The following is a 22,486-nucleotide window of genomic DNA, read 5'->3' on the forward strand; positions in this document are numbered from 1 at the left end:
CCGCGCCAGCGCGGCAGGTGGTGGGCTGCGGGCTAACGCCCGCTTCGGGCCGGTTCAGGCCAATGCGGTGGGCTCGCGGTAGAAAAGTTGCCGCGTCTTCACCGGCGCCACGGCCTTGGCAATGGCGCCAATGTGGTCCGGCGTGGTGCCGCAGCAGCCGCCCAGAATGTTCACCAGCCCTTCGGCGGCGAACTCGTGCACCAGGCGGCTGGTGATCTCCGGCGTTTCGTCAAAGCCCGTGTCGCTCATCGGGTTGGGCAAGCCGGCGTTGGGGTAGCAGCTGATGAATGTGTCCTCGGCCACCCGGTTGAGCTCCTGGATGTAGGGGCGCATCAGCGTGGCACCCAGGGCGCAGTTCAGCCCAATGGCCAGCGGGCGCGCATGGCGCACGCTGTGCCAGAAGGCGGTGACGGTCTGGCCCGACAGGATGCGGCCCGAGGCGTCGGTGACGGTGCCACTGATGATGAGCGGCAGGCGCTCGCCGCTCTTTTCAAAGAACTCATCAATCGCAAACAGCGCCGCCTTGGCGTTGAGCGTGTCGAAAATCGTCTCGACCAGCAACACGTCGGCGCCACCCTCCACCAGCGCCTCGACCTGCTCGTAATAGGCCGCGCGCAGTTGCTCGAAATCGACATTGCGCGCGCCAGGGTCGTTCACGTCGGGGCTGATGCTGGCCGTCTTGGGCGTGGGGCCCAGGGCGCCGGCGACAAAGCGTGGTTTGTCGGGCGTGCTGTATTTGTCGCAGGCGGCGCGCGCCAGCTGGGCCGAGCGCAGGTTCATCTCGCGCGCGAGATGCGCCATCTTGTAGTCCTCTTGCGCCACGGTGGTGGCGCCAAAGGTGTTGGTCTCGATCAGGTCGGCGCCAGCGGCCAAATAGCGCTCGTGGATGTCGCGGATCACGTCGGGCCGGGTGATGCTGAGCAGCTCGTTGTTGCCCTTCACGTCGCGCGGAAAGTCCTTGAAGCGGTCGCCCGCGCCGTCAGGCCCCGTGTAGCCCTCGCCCCGGTACTGCGCCTCGCCCAGCTTGAAGCGCTGGATCATGGTGCCCATGGCGCCGTCGAGGATGACGATGCGTTGGGCAAGGATGGCGGGCAGTTGGGCGGCGCGGGTGTATTGAAGGGCTTGCATAGCCCGCTATTGTAGGAAGCCGGGCCATCCGGCGCCGCCTGAGGACATGTGGCGATGAGGGTGCGCGTCGACTGGCGCGCATGGCGGCGACGCCCAACATCGCTGCCGCCGCGGCAACAGGGCGCACGTCACGGCACACCCGGGCGTGGCGTTCTTTTAAAACCACTAAGAATATTAAGTAAATTTCACATACGAATTGCAATATAATTGATTTTGTTGCAGTCACGTCTCCCGACAGGGTCGTCACCGCAACGCCTGCTTATAGGCGGCAAGCCGCCCCACGCAGGCCGCCATTTGCGACCTTTGTCGCCCAGTGGGTCTGTAGAGCTGCAGCCCACCGCGTCCCTCGATGCTCGCGCAGGCCGCTTTACAAGCCTGCGACCTTGATTGCACCCGATTTCACAGACCGCCATTTCCATGGGCAAGTACGTCGTTTCGCCCGCGACACACCCGACCGACTGCGGCCGCTTCCGCGCCTCCTTCTCGGTCCATCGTTCCCAGGGCAACGGCAGCTATTGCCGTGTGTTCCGTTTTGACAAAGCCTTTGCCTCGCGCGAAGCCGCCCGGCTCTTTGCAGTCACCCAGGGCTGGCTGCAAACGTGCATGCAGCACCCACCCATGTGCTGATGGGTGATCTGCCCACCCCAGATCCAGTTCACCCTTCCTCCTTGCTGCGGACTCCCGATCTGCACGCCCGTACCCCAACGGTGCGCCATTCGTTGCACACCACTATTCAGAAAGGCTCTTCCATGAGTACCAAAATCTACGTGGGCAACCTGCCCTACTCGGTGACCGACTCCAGCCTGCAAAGCAACTTTGCCGAGTTTGGCGGCGTCTCTTCGGCCAAGGTCATGATGGACCGTGAAACCGGCCGCTCCAAGGGCTTCGGCTTTGTGGAAATGGCCTCTGCCGAAGTCGCCCAGGCCGCCATCAGCGCGCTGCACGGCATGTCTGTCGACGGCCGTTCGATTGTGGTGAACCTGGCCCGACCCCGCGAAGAAGGTGGCGGCTCAGGTGGCTACAGCGCCGCTGGCTACACCGCGGGCAAGCGCTCAGATGTTGGCTACGGTACGGGCGGCTACGGCGGCGGTCGGTACTGATCCCCACACCTTCCTGCGAATGACCGGCTCTGCGGAGCCGGTCTTTTTTTTGTCCCGACCAGGGCGCCATGGAGCCAGCGTTACAAGGGCATGGGGCCCAAACCTGCGGAGTGCGCACGGCGCGAGGCCCTCAGCGGGTAACGCGGCGCCCGGCGCACAATAAGCCCCTTCGCCAGCGAGCAAGTCTGCCGCGAAAATATTGGTCAAATTGGCCTCTAGCGCTTTATAGATAAGCGCTAACAGCTATCAATTTCAGAGTAATCGTTTGTCTTCTCGCCTGTCCTCCGCCTTGTCCCCTGCCCACACCGTCCTGCACGACGTCTTTGGCTACGAGCAGTTTCGTGGCCCCCAGCAGGACATCGTCGAACATGTGATTGGCGGTGGCGATGCGCTGGTGCTCATGCCCACGGGCGGCGGCAAAAGCCTGTGCTACCAGGTGCCCGCCATCGTGCGCCAGCAGCAGGGGCGCGGGGTGACCATCGTGATCTCGCCCTTGATCGCACTGATGCACGACCAGGTGGGCGCGCTGCACGAGGCGGGAGTGGACGCGGCGTTTTTGAACTCCACCCTGAGTTTTGACGAGGCGCAGGACGTGGAGCTGCGCCTGCAGACGGGCGACATCACGCTGCTGTATGCCGCGCCCGAGCGGCTGAACACGCCGCGTTTCCTGGGCCTGCTCGACAGTCTGTACCAGGGCGGGCACCTCTCGCTTTTTGCCATTGACGAGGCGCATTGCGTGAGCCAGTGGGGCCACGACTTTCGCCCCGAGTACCGCGCGCTCACGGTGCTGCACGAGCGCTATGCGGGCGTGCCGCGCATCGCCCTCACGGCCACGGCCGACGACCTCACGCGCGCCGACATCATCGAGCGGCTGCAGCTCGAAGACGCACGGCTGTTCATCAGCAGCTTTGACCGGCCCAACATCCGCTACCGCATTGAGGAGAAAAAGGACGTCACCACGCAGTTGCTGCGCTTCATCGAGCGCGAGCACCCGGGCGAGGCGGGCGTGGTGTATTGCCAGTCCAGGAAGCGCGTGGAAGAACTGGCCGCCACGCTGTGCGACGCGGGCATCACGGCCCTGCCCTACCACGCAGGCCTGGACACCAAGGTGCGCCAGAAGAACCAGGACCGCTTCCTGCGCGAAGAAGGCATCGTGATGGTGGCCACCATTGCGTTTGGCATGGGCATCGACAAGCCCGACGTGCGTTTTGTGGCCCATGTGGACATGCCCAAGAACATCGAGGGCTACTACCAGGAAACCGGCCGTGCGGGCCGCGACGGACTGAACGCCGATGCCTGGATGGCCTATGGCCTGAACGACGTGGTGAACCAGCGCCGCATGATCGACGAGAGCCCCGCGGGTGAAGAGTTCAAGCAGGCGCTGCGCGGCAAGCTCGATGCACTGCTGGCGCTGGCCGAGGCCACCGATTGCCGACGCGTGCGGCTGCTGGCCTACTTTGGCGAAAAATCCACGCCCTGCGGCAACTGCGACAACTGCCTGAACCCACCGGCGGTGTGGGACGCCACGGATGCCGCGCGCAAGCTGCTGTCCACCATCTACCGCGTGAACCAGGCCAGCGGCATCAGCTTTGGCACCGGGCACATCATGGACATCCTGCGTGGCAAAAAGACCGAGAAGGTGGCGCAGTTCGGGCACGAAAAAATCTCCACCTTCGGCATTGGCGCCGACCTGACCGAACCCCAACTGCGCGGCGTGCTGCGCCAGCTGATCGCCACGGGTGCCCTGGGCCTGCAGAAGGTGATGCTGGACAGCGGCCACAGCTTTGACACGCTGTGCCTCACCGAAGGCTCGCGCGCCGTGCTCAAGGGCGAGGTGCCGGTGCAGCTGCGCGAATCGGTGTCATCCGCCCCTGCCAAACGCACCCGCAAAAGCAGCGCACCACCAGCCGCTGCCGCCAACCTGGGGCCGGACGCACAGGTGCGCTTCATCAACCTCAAGGCCTGGCGCGCCGAGGTGGCGCGCGAGCACAACCTGCCCGCGTATGTGATCTTTCACGACGCAACGCTGGCTGCCATTGCCGAGCGCAACCCAGGCACGCTGGAAGACCTGCAGGGCATCAGCGGCATGGGGGCGAAGAAGCTGGAGGCGTATGGTGCCGAGGTGCTGCGGGTGTGCCAGCAAAGCTGAGCCCGCGACACTCAGAAAATCCGGTTGTAGCGGGTAGTGCTGGTAACGCTGAAAACACCGGCAGTGGCGGCAGGGCAGAACAGGGTAGCCCCATCGCGCCCTGAATTAGGGACACCAAGGCCGTCGCCTTCACCCCCGTCGCACACTGAACGACGCAAACCGCTCGCCAAGGGTCTCCACCACAGGCGGCAGCCCTTCGGACGCGGCGAGGCCCGGGGCACGGCATTGCTGCAGCGCCCAATGCGTGACCCCGCTATCGACCAGCGTTTCGCCCAAGTCCTGGAGTGCATCCAGATCAAACAGCGCAGGGTTCCAGGTGGTCCGGCATTCGTATGGCACCCCGCTTGGCACCACGAGTTGCAGCGACTCCCACGCACGCTTTCCGCTGCCTGGAACGCCGGTGATGCTGTCGTAGGCTTGCAGCGGGCCTTTGATGTCCAGCCCCACCCAGTCGAGCAGCGGCAGCACGTCCGCGAGGCGCTCGGGGTACATGCCACCCGTGTGCAGGCCGGTGGCAAAGCCCATGGCACGGACCTCGGCCAGCGCGGCGGGCAATGCGGCCTGCAGCGTAGGCTCGCCGCCCGAGAACACCACGCCATCGAGCAAGCCCCGGCGGCTTTGCAAAAACGCCAGCACCTGCGACCACGGCACGGCGGCGGGCGCCGTGGCATCCAGCAGTTCGGGGTTGTGGCAATAGCTGCAGCGCCAGGGGCAGCCCTGGCAGTAGACGACGGCCGCAAGGCGGCCGGGGAAGTCGATGGTGGTGAGCGGCGTGATGCCGCCGATGCGCATAGGGTTGGCAGACAACAGGGTTTCGCTCACGGTATTCATGGTTGAAGACGTATGCTCTGGCGCGGCACCGGCCAGCGGCCACCGCGCAAGGGCCGCCCCGCTGCGCATGTGGCGTCCCCCTTCCCCCAAAGCAGAGCTTTGCGAGAGAAGGGGGAAGCGGCGCAGCCGCTCAGGGGGTTGTTCACTTCTCGGCAAAAAACTGGCGCTCGTGGTGCTCGCCCTGCTTGCCCACGTTGAAGCTGGAAACGGGGCGGTGGTAGCCCATCACGCGGGTCCAGACCTCGCAGGGCTGGCGCTCGGCGTCGGTGAGTTGAACGTTGTCAATGGCGGCTTGCTCGGTGATCGAAAGATGGCTCATGGTGGTATCTCCTGGGGTCGAAAAATGGACACGCTGCAAAATTACGGCGCTGTCCGGCGGGAACGCATACAACGGGTTGGGAGTCTTGAATGCTCCTACTTAAATAGCTGTTAGCGCTTATTACATAAGGGCTACAGGCCTTTTTCTTCTAAAATCGAGCCTGCACTGGCCGCGCCAGAGCCTGCGCCCTCACGCAGCCAGTGCAGCCCGCTTGGCGGCCAGCCGCTCTTCGTCGCAGCGCGGGCAGAAGGGGTGTTCGCCCGCCAGGTAGCCGTGCGTGGGGCAGATCGAGAACGTGGGCGTGACGGTGATGTACGGCAGGCGAAAGCGCGTGAGTGCGCGCCTGACCAGATCGCGGCAAGCCGCGCCGCTGGACAGGCGCTCGCCCATGTACAGGTGCAGCACGGTGCCGCCGGTGTATTTGGATTGCAGCGCCTCCTGGCGCATCAGGGCCTCGAACGGGTCGTCGGTAAAACCCACGGGCAGTTGGGACGAGTTGGTGTAGTACGGCTGGCTTGCCGTGCCGGCCTGCAGGATGGCGGGCCAGCGCTTTTTGTCCTCTTTGGCGAAGCGGTAGGTGGTGCCTTCGGCGGGCGTGGCTTCGAGGTTGTAGAGGTGGCCGGTTTCTTCCTGAAAAGCCGTCATGCGCTCGCGCACATGGTCGAGCAAGCGCACGGCAAACGCATGACCCCAGTCGCTGGTGATGTTGTGCGCATCGTGGGTGAAGTTGCGCACCATCTCGTTGATGCCGTTCACGCCCAGTGTGCTGAAGTGGTTGCGCAGGGTGCCCAGATACCTCTTGGTGTAGGGGAACAGGCCCTGGTCCATGAGCCGCTGGATGAGCTTGCGCTTGGTCTCCAGGCTCTGCTTGCCCAGTTCCATCAGGCGGTCCAGCGCGGCGAACAGGCCGGCTTCATCGCCCGCATGCTGGTAGCCCAGGCGCGCGCAGTTGATGGTCACCACACCCAGGCTGCCGGTCTGCTCGGCGCTGCCAAAAAGGCCGTTGCCGCGCTTGAGCAACTCGCGCAAATCGAGCTGCAGGCGGCAGCACATGGAGCGCACCATGTTCGGCTCCAGCTCGGAGTTGATGAAGTTCTGGAAATACGGCAGGCCGTACTTGGCCGTCATGTCAAACAGCAGCTGCGCGTTCTCGCTCTCCCACGGGAAGTCCTTGGTGATGTTGTAGGTGGGGATGGGAAAGGTGAACACGCGGCCCTTGGCGTCGCCCGTGGTCATCACGTCGATGTAGGCGCGGTTGATGAGGTCCATCTCGGTCTGCAGATCGCCATAGGCAAACGGCATTTCGTGGCCTGCGATCACGGGCACCTGCTCGCGCAGGTCTTCGGGGCAGGTCCAGTCGAAGGTGAGGTTGGTGAACGGTGTTTGCGTGCCCCAGCGCGAGGGTACGTTGAGGTTGTAGACCAGCTCCTGGATGCACTGGCGCACGGCGGCGTAGTCCATTCCGTCCTTGCGCACATAGGGCGCCATGTAGGTGTCGAACGACGAGAACGCCTGCGCGCCCGCCCACTCGTTTTGCAGCGTGCCCAGAAAGTTGACGATCTGCCCCACGGCCGAACTCATGTGCTTCGGTGGCCCCGCCTCCACCTTGCCGGGCACGCCGTTGAGCCCCTCGTGCAGCAGCGTGCGCAGCGACCAGCCCGCGCAGTAGCCGCTGAGCATGTCGAGGTCATGGATGTGGATGTCGCCATTGCGGTGCGCCTCGCCGATCTCGGGCGTGTAGACATGCGAGAGCCAGTAGTTGGCAGTGACCTTGCCCGACACGTTGAGGATCAGCCCGCCGAGCGAATAGCCCTGGTTGGCGTTGGCGTTCACGCGCCAGTCGGCGCGCGTGAGGTATTCGTTGATGGAGCTTTCCACATCCACCAGCGTCTGCTTGTCAGCGCGGAGCTGGGCGTGCTGCTCGCGGTAGACGATGTAGGCGCGCGCGGTGGCCAGGTGGTTCGCGGCGATCAGCGTCTGCTCGGCCACGTCCTGGATCTGTTCCACCGTGGGCGCCTCGCCATGAAAGCGGTGGATCAGCACCTTGGTCACCTGCGCGGTGAGCAGCGCCGCTTCTTCGGCGCCATATTCGCCCGCCGCCTGCCCGGCACTGGCCGGCGCGGCGCGGATGCGCTCCGCATCAAAAGGAACGCGCTGCCCGCTGCGCAAAACGACTTCGCGGGGCAAGGTGACAAGGGTGGACGCCATGGGTTCTCACAATCTGGCAAGGGGTTAAAACACTACATATGGTGTCCACGATACCCATCAAACACTATAGGTAGTTTGATTCAGCACAAATGCGGCTGTCAGCAGAAGTAAAAAAAGCCCCGACACCAGCACACGGTGATCAGGGCGTAAGCCATCTGCGCCCGATACGCGGCGGGCTTTTGGTTGCCTCTGCGTGTGTGCTGGCACCACCGCCAGAGCCGCTCGCCCAAGCCGGCCCGCTGCACCGCCATGCGCTGGCGGCAGTGGCAGATGGCTTTGTCGCGGCGCCGCTGGGCAACGCGTTCATGGGCCGGGTGGCGGGGGTTCATCGGCACGCAGGCGATCGACGTCGCCGCCACGCAGGCGCACGCACTCACCGGGGGCGAGGGGACCTGTGGGTGCGGATCAGCCCGCCTCGACGGGACATGGGGCCAACCGGATCCGGTTGCGCCCATCCTCTTTGGCCTGGTACATCGCCGCATCGGCCCTGTTGATCACGCTGCTTTGGCTCTCGTCGCGCCCCCGGAATATCGCCACGCCGATGCTGGCGGTGCATTGGTGCTCGATGGTCCCGGTCGCGGGGCCGGATGGCGCGGCTTGCAGCACATAAAGATCGGACAGGCGGATGCGGATTTTTTCGGCGACAGCGATGGCTTGTTCGCTGGCTTCGGCCGGTTGCGTGTCCAGTTCGCACAGCAGCACCACGAATTCGTCACCGCCAAAGCGCGCCACGGTGTCGGCTTCACGCACGCAGGCCTTCAGACGCTCGGCCACTTCGATCAGCAGCAGGTCGCCCACGCTGTGGCCGTGGGTGTCGTTGAGGGACTTGAAGTTGTCGAGGTCGAGAAACAGCAGCGCCCCATGGTGGTGGCTGCGCTTGCTGGCCGACATGGCCTGGTCCAGGTGCTCCAGCATCAGGCGGCGGTTGGCCAGGTGGGTGAGCGGGTCGTGGAAGGCGAGCTGACGCACCTGCTCTTCCAGGCGCTTGCGCTCGGTGATCTCGCGCGTGATGCCGTGGTAGCCGATGATTTCGCCCTGAGCATTGCGATCGGTCTTGGACATGACCTCGCCCCAGATCAGGCGGCCATCCTTGCAGCGGTGCTGCACCTGAAAGTTCAGAAACCCGACAGGCGTGCCGGATGCCTCTTCCTGTGCGCGGCGCTGGATCATGGCTTTCACCACGGCGACGCCTTCTTCGGTGAACATCTCAAACACATGGCGCCCCACCACCTCGTCGGCCCGAAAGCCGCGCAGGCGTTCGTCCGCCGGGCTGATGTAGGTGACGATGAGCCGGGCGTCGGTGCGCCACAGCCCATCCTGCGCATCTTCGGTGAGCAGGCGGTACAGGGCCTGGCTGTCGTGCAGCGCCTGGGTGCGTTCGGCCACCAGGGCCTGCAGGGCGCTGTTTTGCTCCTGCAGGCTGTGGAGCGGGAAGACCTCGCCGTCCTGCGTGCTGTGGTAGGGAACGGAATAGCTGCAGTGCACGATCATCCAGTCGTCGCCCTCGCGGCGAAAGACCAGCGTGAGCCGCACCACCTTGGTCGAAAAATAATCGCCGCCGCTGGGCAGGTGGATGTGAAAGAAGGCGGTGGCGACCACCACGCTGTCGGCCAGGTCCTGCAGCGCGATGTCGAGCATCTCGATGCGGATGCGGCCGGGCACCTGGGCAAAGTCTTGCCGGGTGATGCGGATCCATTCCTCGCGGTCGTGGATCAGCTGGCTCCCGCTGCCAGGGTAGCCGGTGAAGTTCTGGCTGAAACGCTCGGTCAGGCGCTCATCCCGAGCGGCGTACATCTCGATGTATTCGTTGAACAGCTCACGAATTTTGCGCTGTCGATCTGGGTGCATGGCGTGGAAGATCCTGGTGTGCGAGATATCCTGGCCAAACCCATTGCCGCTGCAACGGCGTCAAGATACGTGTTGTTACTTTACACCGCCCTCAATTCCAGTCGGTGAATGAATCCAGCTGGGCCGGCCAGGACAAGGGGTGTCTCACCGCGCGTGCTTTGTTGCCACAATGCCGGGCATGATCACCCTTCAAGACATTCAGGCTGCCGCATCCCGCCTGCAAGGCCAGGTGCTGGACACTCCTTGCGTGGAATCCAAAACGCTCTCGCAAATCGTGGGCGCTCAGGTGTTCCTCAAGTTCGAAAACCTGCAGTTCACCGCTTCTTTCAAGGAGCGCGGGGCCTGCAACAAGCTCACGCTGCTGACGCCAGCCGAATGCGCCCGGGGCGTGGTGGCCATGAGCGCCGGCAACCATGCGCAGGGCGTGGCCTACCACGCACAGCGGCTGGGGCTGCGGGCGGTGATCGTGATGCCGCGCTTTACGCCGGGCGTGAAGGTGGAGCGCACGCGCGGCTTTGGCGCCGAGGTGGTGTTGCATGGCGACACGCTGGAGGAGGCGCGCGCGCACGCCTACCGTCTTGCCGATTCCGAAGGGCTGGTGTTCGTCCATCCCTACGATGATGAAGCGGTGGCCGCCGGCCAGGGCACGCTGGGGCTGGAGATGCTGCGCGCCGTGCCCGACCTGGACACGCTGGTGATTGCGGTGGGCGGCGGTGGGCTGATTGCGGGCGTGGCCACTGCGGCCAAGGCGCTGCGGCCCGACATCGAGGTCATTGGCGTGCAGACTTCGCGCTTCCCGGCCATGGTGAATGCCGTACAGGGCACGCACCACCCGCAGGGCACGTCGACCATTGCCGAGGGCATTGCCGTGGGTTCGCCGGGCAAGATCACACAAGAGGTGGTGAAGCGGCTGGTGGACGATCTGGTGCTGGTGGACGAGGGCGACATCGAGCAGGCGGTGCTGATGCTGCTGGAGATTGAGAAAACGCTGGTGGAGGGCGCGGGCGCTGCGGGGCTTGCGGCGCTTTTGCGCTACCCCGGGCGCTTTCAGGGCAAGCGGGTGGGGCTGGTGCTGTGCGGCGGCAACATCGACCCGCTGCTGCTGGCGGCCATCATCGAGCGCGGCATGGTGCGCTCGGGGCGGCTGGCGCGCATCCGCGTGAGTGCGCGCGACGTTCCGGGCGTGCTGGCGCGCATCACGGCCACCGTGGCAGACGCAGGCGCCAACATCGAAGAGGTGCACCACCAGCGCGCCTTCACCCTGCTGGCTGCGCAAAATGTAGAAATTGCGCTGGTGCTGCAGACCCGCGGGCAGCCCCATGTGGCCCAGGTGCTGGAGGCCTTGCGCTGCGCAGGGATGCAAGCAGCGCTGATGTGATGGCCCTGGTGGCACGCATCTGTGCCGCTACAGCTAGAATTGCGCCAATTCTTCGCCATTGGAGTCATTGCCATGTCTGACCACAACACCTCGCACACGCCTGCAGCGCACACCGCCGACGCCGTGGAAAACGTTGTCCCGCTGATTCCCGTGGTGCTGCCTGTCGTGGGTGCCATCATGATTTTCCTGCTGGCCTTCATTGCCGTGAACATGGCCTGAGGCGCACGCCGCCCTCGCCCATCAACCCCGCAGCGCGGGGTTTTTTTACGCCCCATTTTCGAAAGAAGCCGCCCATGCGATCCGGACACGCCCTCGTACTTTTCTCCGGTGGCCAAGACTCCACCACCTGTCTGGCTTGGGCTTTGCAGCATTTTGCCCACGTCGAAACCATCGGCTTCGACTATGGCCAGCGCCACATGGTGGAGCTGCAGGCGCGCCAGGAAGTGCTGGCCGCCCTGCGCGCAGGTTTTCCGCAGTGGCAAGAGCGCCTTGGCGAGGACCACATGATTGACCTGGCCGTGCTGGGGCAGATCAGTGACACGGCGCTCACGCGCGACACGCAAATCGTGATGGACGCTGCCGGCCTGCCCAACACTTTTGTGCCCGGACGCAACCTGCTGTTTTTTCAGCTGGCAGCGGCAGTGGGCTACCGGCGTGGATTGCACACGCTGGTGGGCGGCATGTGCGAAACCGATTTTTCGGGTTACCCCGATTGCCGCGACGACACCCTGAAGGCGCTGCAGGTGGCAGTGTCACTGGGCATGGGCCAGCGCTTCACCTTCGAGACGCCGCTGATGTGGCTGGACAAGGCCGACACCTGGCAATTGGCGCGCACCCTGGGTGGCCAGGCGCTGGTGGACATTGTTCTGGAGCACTCCCACACCTGTTACCACGGTGCGCGCGATACGCGCCACGCGTGGGGCTATGGCTGCGGGACCTGCCCGGCCTGCGCCCTGCGCAAGGCAGGTTTTGAGCGCTGGCAAGCGTCGCAGTCCTGAATTTGGCCCAGCCAAGCCACCAAAGAAGCATAACCTCATGCGTTTTTTGCATGGTTTTAACCCCTGACTGACAGACAAACGGGCGTCAGATTCATAAAATCGACATCCCAGCCGACCCGCGGAATCCGTGGAATAGCCTCCACCCGTGGGGCTATGCCTTGCAACCGCCCGCCGACTGAGCACGTAAGCCGTTTTTTCAAAGGCAGCGCTCAGCACCCACATTTGCGCCCGGCCCTGTCGCAACCATGCAGGTTAGCTTCCTTTGAAAAAACTGTTTTTCAACTTAGGAAGCTCCCCAATGAACTCACCCACGATGCAGGGCCTGAATCTCCAAGCCCCCGCTTACGTCAAGAACGCCCGCCTGCTCGCCTGGGTGTCCGACATGGCCGCCCTGTGCAAGCCCGACAGCATCTACTGGTGCGATGGCTCCCAGGAAGAATACGACCGCTTGTGCCAGCAGTTGGTGGATGCAGGCACGTTCAAGAAGCTCAACCCCGCCAAGCGCCCCGGCAGCTTTCTGGCCTGCTCCGATCCGTCGGACGTGGCCCGCGTGGAAGACCGCACCTACATCTGCTCGGCCAAAAAGGAAGACGCCGGCCCGACCAACAACTGGATGGAGCCTGCTGCCATGCGCGCCACGCTGCAGCCGCTGTTTGACGGCTGCATGAAGGGCCGCACCATGTATGTGGTGCCTTTCAGCATGGGACCGCTGGGCAGCCACATTGCCCACATCGGCGTGGAGCTGACCGACAGCGCCTACGTGGCCGTGAACCAGAAGCTGATGACCCGCATGGGCAAGGCCGTGTACGACGTGCTGGGTGTGGACGGCGAGTTTGTGCCCTGCATGCACACCGTGGGCGCACCGCTGCAGGCCGGCGAGAAGGACACCACCAGCTGGCCCTGCAACCCCAAGGTCAAGTACATCGTGCACTACCCCGAAACGCGCGAAATCTGGTCCTACGGCTCGGGCTACGGCGGCAACGCCCTGCTGGGCAAAAAGTGCCTGGCACTGCGCATTGCCTCCACCATGGGCCGCGACCAAGGCTGGCTGGCCGAGCACATGCTCATCCTGGGCGTGACCAACCCCGAGGGCAAGAAGTACCACGTGGCTGCTGCCTTCCCCAGCGCCTGCGGCAAGACCAACTTCTCCATGCTGGTGCCGCCCGAGGCCGGTTTTGCGGGCTGGAAGGTCACCACCATCGGTGACGACATCGCCTGGATCAAGCCCCATGCCGACGGCAAGATGTACGCCATCAACCCCGAAGCCGGCTATTTCGGCGTGGCCCCCGGCACCAACATGCACACCAACCCCAACTGCATGTTGTCGCTGAACCAGGACGTGATTTTCACCAACGTGGCACTCACCGACGACGGCGACGTGTGGTGGGAAGGCATGGAAAAAGACGGCGGCGGCATTCCCGCCCACCTGATCGACTGGCAGGGCAAAGACTGGACGCCCGCCATTGCCAAGGAGACCGGCGCCAAGGCCGCGCACCCCAATTCGCGCTTCACCGTGGCCGCCACCAACAACCCGGCGCTCGACCCCCAGTGGGATGATGCCAATGGCGTGGCCATCGATGCCTTCATCTTCGGCGGTCGCCGCTCGACCACCGTGCCACTGGTCACCGAAGCCCGCACCTGGATGGAAGGCGTGTACATGGCCGCGACCATGGGCTCCGAGACCACCGCCGCCGCCTTTGGTGCGCAGGGCGTGGTGCGCCGCGACCCGTTCGCCATGCTGCCGTTCTGCGGCTACAACATGAGCGACTACTTCCAGCACTGGCTGGACATGGAGCACAAGCTGGAGGAATCCGGCCACTCCCTGCCCAAGATCTTCTGCGTGAACTGGTTCCGCAAAGACGAGGCAGGCAAGTTCGTGTGGCCCGGCTACGGCGAGAACATGCGCGTTCTCAAGTGGATGATCGACCGCATCGAAGGCCAGGCGAAAGGCCAGGACACGATGTTCGGCATTGCTCCGCAGTATGCAGAAATCAACTGGACGGGTTTGGACTTCAACACCCAGCAGTTCCAGACCGTGACCCACATCGACAAGGCTGCCTGGGTGGAAGAACTCAAATTGCACGATGCGCACTTTGAGCAACTGGCCTACCACCTGCCCAAGGAGCTGCTGGAAACACGGGCTGCCATCGAAAAGCGCCTGGCTGCCGTGTGATCGAGTGCACGAACCCTCACAGGGTTCGTGCACTGCGCCAAGCCGCCCGCCCCTCAGTGGAGCGAAGCGGCTTTTTTCATGGCGCCTGCACTCTTGCTGGCGTGGACGAAAAAAAGCCGTGGGCTGTGACCACGGCTTTCGTTGCTGTGCTGCCAGGCTACGCCCGGCACACGGTCTGTGCAGTGCTCAGTAGTATTTGTTGCCGATATCCTGCGTGGCAGAGGAAGTCATTGCGCGGCTCAGGTCAGCCATCATGCGGGCGTCCTGCAGGGCGGCATTCCAGGTGCGCTGGTCTTCGGCAGCCTGGCGACGGCTTTCCACCCAAGCCTTGTAGCCGTTGCGTAGCACCACCGATGCGCGGCGAGCGGGCGTTGCAAACAGCGCAATGGCCATAAACGCCACCGCCCACAACAACATCCAGGCGGCCATCAAGTGGCCATCGCCCCAAGTGTCGATCACCTGGTTGGCAACCACCACCAACGCGGCAACCACCGCCGCCAGCATCAGCGAGGCTGCACCGCGTGCGCCGTCAAAGCCTGCGGCAAAATTCTTCAGTGCCGCGATGGCGTTTTCGGCCCGGACCACGCCGGGGTGCTGTGTGGGGTAATCCACGTGTGCAAAACTGGTCATATTTGAGGTCCCTTTCCAAACGCTTTTGGCGAGATTGCCGGGCGATGGGGTGATATTAGGGTTTACCCTGAATACATTCAAGTTTATATTGTGAATTGAGATCATTCATGTGGGTGATACTTTGATGGCATGGTTCCTGTTAATTTCCGCTCCCTTGACCTGAACCTGTTGCGCGTCTTTGACGAGGTGATGGCAGAGCGCAGCCTGACGCGGGCTGCGCACAAGCTGTCACTCACGCAGCCAGCAGTGAGCAACGCGCTGCGGCGACTGCGCGAAGTGCTGGGTGACGACCTGGTGGTGCGCAGCGGTCACGGCGTGGAGCCCACCCAACGGGCCTTGGCACTGTGGCCCCCGGTACGCGAAGCCTTGGCGCAATTGCAGGAGTCGCTGGCGCCCGGCCTGTTTGAGCCCACCACTGCCACATCCACTTTTGTGCTGGCCATGTCTGACGCCACCGCGGCCACGCTGGTGCCCGGGCTGGTGGAGATGATGGAGCGCAAGGCCCCCGGCATTTCCGTGCGGGTGGTTCCACTCACCACCCGCGATCCCCGCCGTCTGCTTGAGGAAGAATCCGCCGACATGGCCGTGGGCTACTTTCCTGCCGTGCTGGCCGACCTGACGGCGCGGGCCCAGTCGGGGAGCGTGATCGCCTTTGACAGCAGGCGCATCTACGACGGCGAATATGTGTGCGTGATGCGCCAGGGCCATCCGCTGGCCAACTCGCCGCTGACGCTGGACCAGTTTTGCGCGTCCCGCCACATGCTGGTGAGCTTTTCCGGGCGCCCGTTTGGCTTCATCGACGAGGCCCTTGCATCGCTGGGGCGCGTGCGGCGTGTGGTGCTCACCGTCAACCAGTTTTTCACTGCGGGGCGGGTGGTGGCCAGCTCTGACTTGCTCACCGTGCTGCCGCGGCACTTCGTGCCCGTTACCGGCATCGCCGACGCCCTGGTGCTGCGCCCCTTGCCCCTGGATGTGCCGGCGGTGCATGTGGATGCCCTGTGGCGTCGGCGCGGCCCCCAGCAGGCGGCCATCAACTGGTTGCTGCTGGCGCTGGCACGCGCCGCACGGCGCACCTTTCCCCAACAGGCGGGCCACGCCGCCGTAGACTGACCCTGCCATGAAGATACAGCTGCTGTCCGACCTGCACCTGGAGGCGCATCCCCAGTTCACGCCCGAGCCCGCCCCCGCGGCCGATGTGCTGGTGCTGGCGGGCGACATCGGCTCTTACCAGGAGGGCGGGCTGCTCGCCGACACGTCATTCGGCCTGGAGCGCTTTTCCCCCTTGCCGCAATTTGCTGGCTGGCCTGTGCCGGTGCTGTTGGTGCCCGGGAACCATGAATACGACGCACAGGATTTCGACGCCGCACATCACCGGTTGCGCACGGTCTGCGACCAGCTCGGCATTGCGTGGCTGGAGCGCGAAACGCTGGTGCTGGACGGCGTGCGTTTTGTTGGCACCACGCTCTGGAGCGACTTCGATGCCCTGGCAGACCACGAAAACTGCACCGATCTCACGCGTAGCCTGAAGCTGCGCGACAAGGCGTTTCGCGCCGCCAACTTTTACCTGCGCAAAACCGGCGCAACACGCAATGGCGAGCCCTTTCTGGCAGAGCAGGTGCGCACGCAGGCGCTGCTGTGCCAGCAATGGTTGCGTGACGCGCTCGCCCGTCCGCACCCCGGGCCCACGGTGGCAGTGACCCACTTTGCACCCAGCTTGCGCAGTGCCGATCCACGCTATGGGCTGGTGCCCGGCACGGCCGGCTTTTGCAATGCCCTGGACGAGTTGTTGCCCCTGGCGCAACTGTGGCTGCACGGGCACCTGCACGCACCCAGCGACTACACGGTGGGCGGCACCGACGAGCATGGTGCGCCCTGGCAGTGCCGCGTAGTGGCCAATCCACTGGGATATGCACGCAAGGGAGAACAGGATTTGTTCCAGGCGCAGTGCTGCATTTCCGTATGATGGGCGCAGGCTGACACCCTTTCCGAGCGCACGAGAAAACCTGGCACAGGTGAAAACAACAACCGCGGGCGCAGATTAGCCTGATCCATTCATTCTGGAGAACACACCATGAACATCCTGCTTGCTGTCGATGGCAGCGCGTACACCAAGAAAATGCTGGCCTATCTTGCAACCCATGAAGAGTTGCTGGGCGGCACCCACGAATACACCGTGCTGACCGTGCAGATGCCCCTGCCCACCCGCGCCCGCGCCGCGCTGGGCAAGGAAATGGTGGACACCTACCACGCCGAGGAAGCCGAGAAAATTCTCGCTCCGGTGTGCAAGTTTTTGGCGCGGCACGGCGTGCAGCCCAAGCGCAGCGTCAAGGTCGGCCCGGTGGGTGAAACCATTGCAAAGGTTGCCGACACAGGCAAGTTCGACCTGCTGGTGATGGGCTCGCATGGCCATGGTGCCATCGCCACGCTGGTGATGGGCTCGGTCACCACCCAGGTGCTGGCCCACTGCAAGGTGCCCCTGCTGATCGTGCGCTAAGGCGGTTGCGCCACCAACCAAGCCCTGTCCTGACAGGGCTTTTTTTCGCCCCGAAATTACCGTTCGGTTATTGAATAACCATATGGTTTACGTTGAAACCAATTGGTTATACATTCGCCCCACGCCCATCCTGGCGTGTCATCTCCACCCATCCGAGAGGAACGAACCATGAAAAAGACCCTGATTGCTATCGCCTTGACTGCAGGCGCCACGTTCACCGCCATGGCACAAGACATCGTTGACACCGCCGTGAAGGCGGGCAACTTCAAGACCCTGGTGGCTGCGGTGCAGGCCGCTGGTCTGGTGGATACCTTGAAGGGCCCCGGCCCGTTCACGGTATTTGCGCCCACCGACGAAGCGTTTGCCAAGATTCCCAAGGCCACCCTCGATGGCCTGCTGGCCGACAAGGCGGCACTGTCCAAAGTGCTGACCTATCACGTGGTGTCCGGCAAGGTCATGGCCAAGGATGTGAAGGCCGGCAAGGTCAAGACCGTTCAGGGCCAGGACCTCACGGTGACCACCAACATGGGCGTGATGGTGGACCAGTCCAAGGTCATCGCCACCGACGTGGCCGCCAGCAATGGCGTGATCCACGCCATCGACACCGTGCTGATGCCCAAGTAAGCGCTGGCCCCGTTCTTTTCACCGACCGACCATTCGCGAGGAGAAGCCACCATGAAAACCGCATTCAACCGCCGTACCGTTATATTGGCCGCCGCCCTGGGCGCTGGCACCACCTTGTTGCAAGCCTGCGGGGGCGGCGATGACGAACCCCAGCGCAACATCGTTGAGCTGGCGAAAAACACCCCCGAACTGAGCATCCTGGTGGAAGCCGTGGTGGCCGCCGATCTGGCCGCCACCCTGAGCACCAGCACGCTCACGGTGTTTGCGCCCACCAACGCGGCCTTCGCTGCGCTGCTGACCGAACTCGGCGTGAGTAAGGAGGCCTTGCTGGCCAACAAGCCACTGCTGACGGCGGTGCTGACCTACCACGTGCTCGGCAGCACCGTGGCGCGGGCCGACGTGCCACTGGGCAAGGCAATCACCCCGGTATCGGGTGGCTTCTTCAAGATCGAATCCAATAACGGCCTCAAGATTACCGATGGCCGCAACCGCGTAAGCAACATCACCGCCACCGACATCCAGGCCAGCAACGGTGTGGTGCACCTGGTGGACCGCGTGCTGCTGCCAGCCGACAAGGACATTGTGGCCACCGCTTCGGCGCTGCCCGACTTCAGCATCCTGGTCGAGGCCGTGGTAGCCGCAGGCCTGGCGAGCACCTTGCAGGGCACGGGCCCGTTTACCGTGTTTGCGCCCACCAACGCAGCATTTGCCGCACTGCTGACCGAGCTGGGCGTGAGCAAAGCCGCTCTGCTGGCCGATACGGTCCTGCTGACCAAGGTGCTGACCTACCACGTGGTTCCGGCGCGCGTGCTCAAGGCCGAGGTGCCCGTCAATACCGCCATTGCCACCGTGCAGGGCCAGAGTTTCACCGTGAACTCCAGCCTGGTCATCACCGACCAGAACATGCGCACCAGCAGCATCGTGGCCACCGACGTATTTACCAGCAATGGCGTAATTCACGTGGTGGACGAGGTGATCCTGCCCAAGTGAGTCGGGTGACTCTGACCCCCATCGCAAAAGAGCCCGGCATGCCGGGCTCTTTTTTTTTGGGTGGAAACCGCGCAATTACGGGATGCGGGGTGCGGGTTGTGTGCGTACGCCGTCAGCGCGACTTTTGCATGCCGTTAGCGCGCGGCCAGCCCTTCAAAGCAGGTGCGCACCACCAGGTCGACGACTTCTGCGTCCGAATACTGGCCGCCCTCCTTGAGGAACCCCACCACCGGATCGCACGCGCGGGCAAACAGGGTGTACAGCACCACCAGCGGCGGCAGCGCCGGGTTGATAAAGCCTTGCGCCTGCGCTTCGGTGATCCATTGCCCGATCTGGTCACTCACGGTCACCAGCCCGTCCAGGTAGTGCTTGTTGGCCATGAGCACCGCCCGCAGGCTGGAGTTGCGGCTGGGCAGCAGCGGCATTTCGTTGGTGATCAGCCGCTCCAGCGACCAGCGCACCAGGTCTCGCAGCTTGTCCTGGGGCGGCATGTCTGTGGGCAAGGTGTCGAGGTAGGCACGCACACGCCCAAGAATCTGGATCATGGCGGCGCAGCACAGGTCTTCCTTGCTGGCGAAATGCTTGTAAAGGCTGGCCTTGGCGATGCCCACCGCGTTGGCGACATCGTCCATCGTCATCGCATCGAAAGACTTTTCGCCCAGCAGGCGGCAAGTGGACTGCAGAATGGCGTCTTCACGCGCCAGGTGCATTTGTTCCTTGAAGGAGACCTTGGGTTTCGGCGTTTGCATTTGCGTATTTTATACGCATCGGTTCCAAAACAACTTAACAGTTGCACCACAACCACGTCGTTCACTTTTCAATCGCATCCTGAACGGCTTGGGGCCCTGCGAACGCTGTGCACCAACGCCCTGCGCGGGCCCGGTGCCTGAAAACGTGTTCACGATCTCAGGCAACAAGCGCCTGGGCGGCGGCGCCGGTCAGGGCCGCTGTCAGGGCGTCGAGCAGCTCCGATTCCAGGTTCCAGCAATGCCAGTACAGCTCGATGGACAGGGCGCGGCCGGGGGCCAGGTCCACCATGGAGCCGTCGGCCAGGGCGCCCCGTGCCAGCAGCTCGGGCACCACCCCCACCGCCCAGCCCGCAGCCACGGCCCGCATCTGGCCCTCTGCGCTGGGCACGAAAAGGTGGTTGAGCGCCACCCGCTTGAGGCCGAACGCGCGCGCCACAAACTCGGAGGCCATGTCATCCTTGCGGTTGAACGACAAAAACGACACCTCACGAAAGTTGTGCGGCGTCAGCCCTTGCGGCAAATACTGCTGCGCAAATGCAGCCGAGGCCACCGCCACATAGGGCATTACCCCCAGCGGCACCATCTTGCAGCCGCGCAGCGCCTGCTTGAGCGTGGTGACGCAGCCCAGCACCTGCCCCGAGCGCAGCCATTCCTGGGTGAAATCCTGGTCGTCCACGATGATTTCCAGCGGCAAACGCTGTCGCACCAGATCGTGCAGGGCACCCATGGCCCAGGTGGCGATGCTGTCGGCATTGATGGCGATCGAGATGCGCTCATCCTCGCGCGTGCCCCCCGGCGCGCTGGGGGCCAGCTCCTGCAGGTCACGCTCCAGGTCGGCGCGCAGCAGGCGCATTTGCTTGGTGTGCTTGAGCAGCAACTGCCCCGCCGAGGTCGGCCGCAGCGGCCGGCTGCGCACGATAAGCACCGAGCCCACCTGCGCCTCCAGCGCCCGCAGGCGCTGCGACACCGCCGATTGCGTGACATTCAGGCGCTGGGCGGCGCGCTCGAAACCGCCCTCTTCCACGATGGCGGCAAGGCATTCCAGGGCGGCGGGATCAAAGGTGCTCATGGTCTTTCAACTCGCGCAAAAAGGGGAAGTCGTGCAGCGCGCTTTATTAGGTGCGCTGATGTTTTTGGAGTAAGTTTAATTTTGCTTTTAGTTGCCGGCAATGTCACGGACACTGCATGAGAGCGTGTTGTGCACTTTGACGTACCCGCGTTGGCCCTGGAGGCTGGTGATCGCAAGGCGCAGTGCCGCTGCCAAGGCCCGTGCCTTGGCAAGCGCTGCAACGCGGCGAACGCCTGCCTCCGGGGCCAACCCGGAGGGAAAGCCGGGGAAAGGGCCGGCCACGTTGTTGCAGGCCGCTTGCAGTATCCATACTGCGGCGCGTCCTGCGCCTGGTTGCCGGGCCTTTCCCCGGCTTTCACGGGCACGTCAAAGTGCACAACACGCTCTCTCTATGAAAACGATTGTTCTCGGCGCCGGCATCATCGGCATCAGCACCGCCTGGCACCTGCTGGAGCGCGGACACGAAGTGGTCGTGGTCGACCGCCAGCCCGACGCCGCGCTGGAAACCAGTTTCGCCAATGCAGCGCAAATCTCCGTCAGCTACTGCGAGCCCTGGGCCAACCGCGCAGCGCCATGGAAAGCGCTCAAGTGGATGTTCGACAAGGAGGCGCCGCTGCTGTTGCGCCCTCAGCTGGACTGGGAGCAATGGCGCTGGTGCCTGAAGTTTCTGGCGCAATGCAACGACACGGCCTTTGAGCGCAATGTGCAGCAGATCGTGGCCCTGGGCGCCTACAGCCATGCGGCGCTGAAAGACGTGGTGCGGGCCACCGGCATCCAATACCACCGCCTCGAATGCGGCATCGCACACTTCTATTCCGACCAGAAATCGCTGGACGAGGCGGGCCACGCAGTCGAGGTGATGCGCAAGTTCGGCGTGCAGCGCCGCCTGGTCAGCCGCGCAGAGCTGCTGCAGATCGAGCCAGCCTTCAGCGCCTATGGCGAGCGCATCACCGGCGGCACCTACACCAGCACCGACGAAAGCGGCGACGCGCGCCTGTTCACCCAGCAACTGGCCCGCCGCTGCGCCGAGCGCGGCGCGCAGTTTCTGTATGGCCATGACGTGCTGCGCCTCAACAAAACCGGAAATACTATCGATTCAGTAGCTGTTAGCGCAATACAGTCGGGGGCTACAGGCCAAAAACACTCAATATTGAAGGGCGATGCCATCGTGGTGGCCTGCGGCTCCTACAGCGCGCCGCTGCTGCGCAGCGTGGGTGTGGACCTGCCCATTTATCCCGGCAAAGGCTACAGCGCCACGTTCCCGCTGCTGCGGCCCGAAGCGGCGCCCCTGGTCTCTGCCATCGACGATGGCAAAAAGCTCGCCATGAGCCGCCTGGGTGATGTGCTGCGCGTGGCTGGCACCATCGAACTGGGCGGTTTTGACCTGTCCCTGGACAACCCCGTGGCCAAGGCGCGCTGCCACTTGCTGTCACGCCGCATCGAAGAAGTCTTGCCCGGCGTGTGCGACACCCGCACGCCCGAGCAGGGCGGCAACCCGCAATACTGGACCGGCCTGCGCCCCGCCACCCCCACCAATATCCCCTTCATCGGCCGCACGCGCGTGGACAAGCTGTGGGTGAATGCCGGCCATGGCACCCTGGGCTGGACGCATGGCGCGGGCTCGGGCAAGGCCCTGGCCGAGTTGATCAGTGGCGCGCAGCCCGCGATGGCCTTCGGCTTTCTGGGCGCTGAACCGGGGCCGCACCAACGCCCTGTGGTCGCGGCCTGAGGGGCGGTCAAAACGCCCCACGCCTGCGCGATTGCGGGCACCGCACCATAATAGCCCTCCCCCTCCAGA

The 22,486-nt window shown here is 64.1% G+C and carries 21 protein-coding genes; 13 read left to right on the plus strand and 8 right to left on the minus strand.

Translation table 11 applies throughout. From position 1 onward, the window contains the following. Positions 1-54: 54 nt before the first annotated feature. Positions 55-1,128, minus strand: coding sequence for a homocysteine S-methyltransferase family protein (locus DTW89_RS01760; RefSeq protein WP_114654663.1), 1,074 nt, complete (start codon positions 1,126-1,128; stop codon positions 55-57). A 417-nt stretch (positions 1,129-1,545) separates the two neighbouring features. Here DTW89_RS01760 and DTW89_RS01765 point away from each other — a divergent pair, with 417 nt between their 5' ends. From DTW89_RS01765 to recQ, 3 genes are all read left to right on the plus strand, one after another. Then, on the plus strand, positions 1,546-1,755 hold the full coding sequence (locus DTW89_RS01765; protein ID WP_114654664.1) for a hypothetical protein: 210 nt from the start codon (positions 1,546-1,548) through the stop codon (positions 1,753-1,755). Positions 1,756-1,877: 122 nt separating this feature from the next. Further along, on the plus strand, positions 1,878-2,228 hold the full coding sequence (locus tag DTW89_RS01770; RefSeq protein ID WP_111865956.1) for an RNA recognition motif domain-containing protein: 351 nt from the start codon (positions 1,878-1,880) through the stop codon (positions 2,226-2,228). Positions 2,229-2,517: 289 nt separating this feature from the next. Then, on the plus strand, positions 2,518-4,377 hold the full coding sequence (gene recQ, locus DTW89_RS01775; RefSeq protein ID WP_114654665.1) for a DNA helicase RecQ: 1,860 nt from the start codon (positions 2,518-2,520) through the stop codon (positions 4,375-4,377). 129 nt (positions 4,378-4,506) lie between these two features. On the opposite strand, the gene DTW89_RS01780 is transcribed toward recQ, so the two are convergent. From DTW89_RS01780 to DTW89_RS01800, 4 genes are all read right to left on the minus strand, one after another. Next, positions 4,507-5,208 carry an anaerobic ribonucleoside-triphosphate reductase activating protein gene (locus tag DTW89_RS01780; RefSeq protein WP_236636993.1) on the minus strand — a complete coding sequence of 234 codons (702 nt, stop codon included), beginning with the start codon at positions 5,206-5,208 and terminating at the stop codon, positions 4,507-4,509. Between the two features lie 142 nt (positions 5,209-5,350). Beyond that, a complete protein-coding gene (nrdD, locus tag DTW89_RS01785; protein WP_114654666.1) occupies positions 5,351-5,527 on the minus strand; it encodes an anaerobic ribonucleoside-triphosphate reductase in 177 nt (58 codons plus the stop codon). 189 nt (positions 5,528-5,716) lie between these two features. Then, entirely contained in the window at positions 5,717-7,735 is a 2,019-nt protein-coding gene (locus tag DTW89_RS01790) for a ribonucleoside triphosphate reductase (RefSeq protein WP_114654667.1), read from the minus strand. 405 nt (positions 7,736-8,140) lie between these two features. Then, on the minus strand, positions 8,141-9,583 hold the full coding sequence (locus DTW89_RS01800) for a diguanylate cyclase domain-containing protein (protein ID WP_114654669.1): 1,443 nt from the start codon (positions 9,581-9,583) through the stop codon (positions 8,141-8,143). A 178-nt stretch (positions 9,584-9,761) separates the two neighbouring features. On the opposite strand from DTW89_RS01800, the gene DTW89_RS01805 reads away from it, so the two are divergent. The 4 genes from DTW89_RS01805 (at position 9,762) to DTW89_RS01820 (ending at position 14,132) form a co-directional block, all read left to right on the plus strand. Beyond that, a complete protein-coding gene (locus DTW89_RS01805; RefSeq protein ID WP_111865966.1) occupies positions 9,762-10,961 on the plus strand; it encodes a threonine ammonia-lyase in 1,200 nt (399 codons plus the stop codon). A 72-nt stretch (positions 10,962-11,033) separates the two neighbouring features. Further along, a complete protein-coding gene (locus tag DTW89_RS19470; RefSeq protein WP_201740922.1) occupies positions 11,034-11,180 on the plus strand; it encodes a hypothetical protein in 147 nt (48 codons plus the stop codon). 74 nt (positions 11,181-11,254) lie between these two features. Further along, complete coding sequence (queC, locus tag DTW89_RS01815; protein ID WP_114654670.1) at positions 11,255-11,959, plus strand: 7-cyano-7-deazaguanine synthase QueC; 705 nt, start codon at positions 11,255-11,257, stop codon at positions 11,957-11,959. 298 nt (positions 11,960-12,257) lie between these two features. After that, positions 12,258-14,132 (plus strand): phosphoenolpyruvate carboxykinase (GTP), encoded by a 1,875-nt coding sequence (locus tag DTW89_RS01820; RefSeq protein WP_114654671.1) that lies wholly within the window; start codon positions 12,258-12,260, stop codon positions 14,130-14,132. Between the two features lie 186 nt (positions 14,133-14,318). On the opposite strand, the gene DTW89_RS01825 is transcribed toward DTW89_RS01820, so the two are convergent. Further along, positions 14,319-14,762 carry a hypothetical protein gene (locus DTW89_RS01825; RefSeq protein ID WP_024813581.1) on the minus strand — a complete coding sequence of 148 codons (444 nt, stop codon included), beginning with the start codon at positions 14,760-14,762 and terminating at the stop codon, positions 14,319-14,321. A 129-nt stretch (positions 14,763-14,891) separates the two neighbouring features. Between DTW89_RS01825 and DTW89_RS01830 the strand changes: the two genes are divergently transcribed. The 5 genes from DTW89_RS01830 to DTW89_RS01850 all read left to right on the plus strand — a co-directional run bounded on the left by DTW89_RS01830 (position 14,892) and on the right by DTW89_RS01850 (position 18,870). Continuing rightward, positions 14,892-15,872: a LysR family transcriptional regulator gene (locus DTW89_RS01830; protein WP_114654672.1), complete on the plus strand. Its 981-nt coding sequence runs from the start codon at positions 14,892-14,894 to the stop codon at positions 15,870-15,872. A 7-nt stretch (positions 15,873-15,879) separates the two neighbouring features. Continuing rightward, positions 15,880-16,725: a metallophosphoesterase gene (locus DTW89_RS01835; protein WP_114654673.1), complete on the plus strand. Its 846-nt coding sequence runs from the start codon at positions 15,880-15,882 to the stop codon at positions 16,723-16,725. A 108-nt stretch (positions 16,726-16,833) separates the two neighbouring features. Further along, positions 16,834-17,256: a universal stress protein gene (locus DTW89_RS01840; protein ID WP_024813578.1), complete on the plus strand. Its 423-nt coding sequence runs from the start codon at positions 16,834-16,836 to the stop codon at positions 17,254-17,256. Positions 17,257-17,424: 168 nt separating this feature from the next. Continuing rightward, a complete protein-coding gene (locus tag DTW89_RS01845) occupies positions 17,425-17,880 on the plus strand; it encodes a fasciclin domain-containing protein (protein ID WP_024813577.1) in 456 nt (151 codons plus the stop codon). 51 nt (positions 17,881-17,931) lie between these two features. Beyond that, entirely contained in the window at positions 17,932-18,870 is a 939-nt protein-coding gene (locus tag DTW89_RS01850) for a fasciclin domain-containing protein (RefSeq protein WP_114654674.1), read from the plus strand. Between the two features lie 134 nt (positions 18,871-19,004). Here the strand turns inward: DTW89_RS01850 and DTW89_RS01855 are convergent, their stop codons facing one another. Together DTW89_RS01855 and DTW89_RS01860 are read right to left on the minus strand one after the other, a co-directional pair. Beyond that, positions 19,005-19,619 carry a TetR/AcrR family transcriptional regulator gene (locus DTW89_RS01855; RefSeq protein WP_114654675.1) on the minus strand — a complete coding sequence of 205 codons (615 nt, stop codon included), beginning with the start codon at positions 19,617-19,619 and terminating at the stop codon, positions 19,005-19,007. 157 nt (positions 19,620-19,776) lie between these two features. Further along, the gene (locus DTW89_RS01860) at positions 19,777-20,688 is read right to left on the minus strand and encodes a LysR family transcriptional regulator ArgP (protein WP_114654676.1); all 912 of its coding nucleotides are present in this window, start codon (positions 20,686-20,688) and stop codon (positions 19,777-19,779) included. Between the two features lie 391 nt (positions 20,689-21,079). Between DTW89_RS01860 and DTW89_RS01865 the strand changes: the two genes are divergently transcribed. Further along, positions 21,080-22,417 carry a D-amino acid dehydrogenase gene (locus DTW89_RS01865; RefSeq protein WP_114654677.1) on the plus strand — a complete coding sequence of 446 codons (1,338 nt, stop codon included), beginning with the start codon at positions 21,080-21,082 and terminating at the stop codon, positions 22,415-22,417. Positions 22,418-22,486: the final 69 nt, after the last annotated feature.

It is taken from the genome of Acidovorax sp. BoFeN1 (assembly GCF_003345135.1).
GTDB lineage: Bacteria > Pseudomonadota > Gammaproteobacteria > Burkholderiales > Burkholderiaceae_C > Acidovorax > Acidovorax defluvii.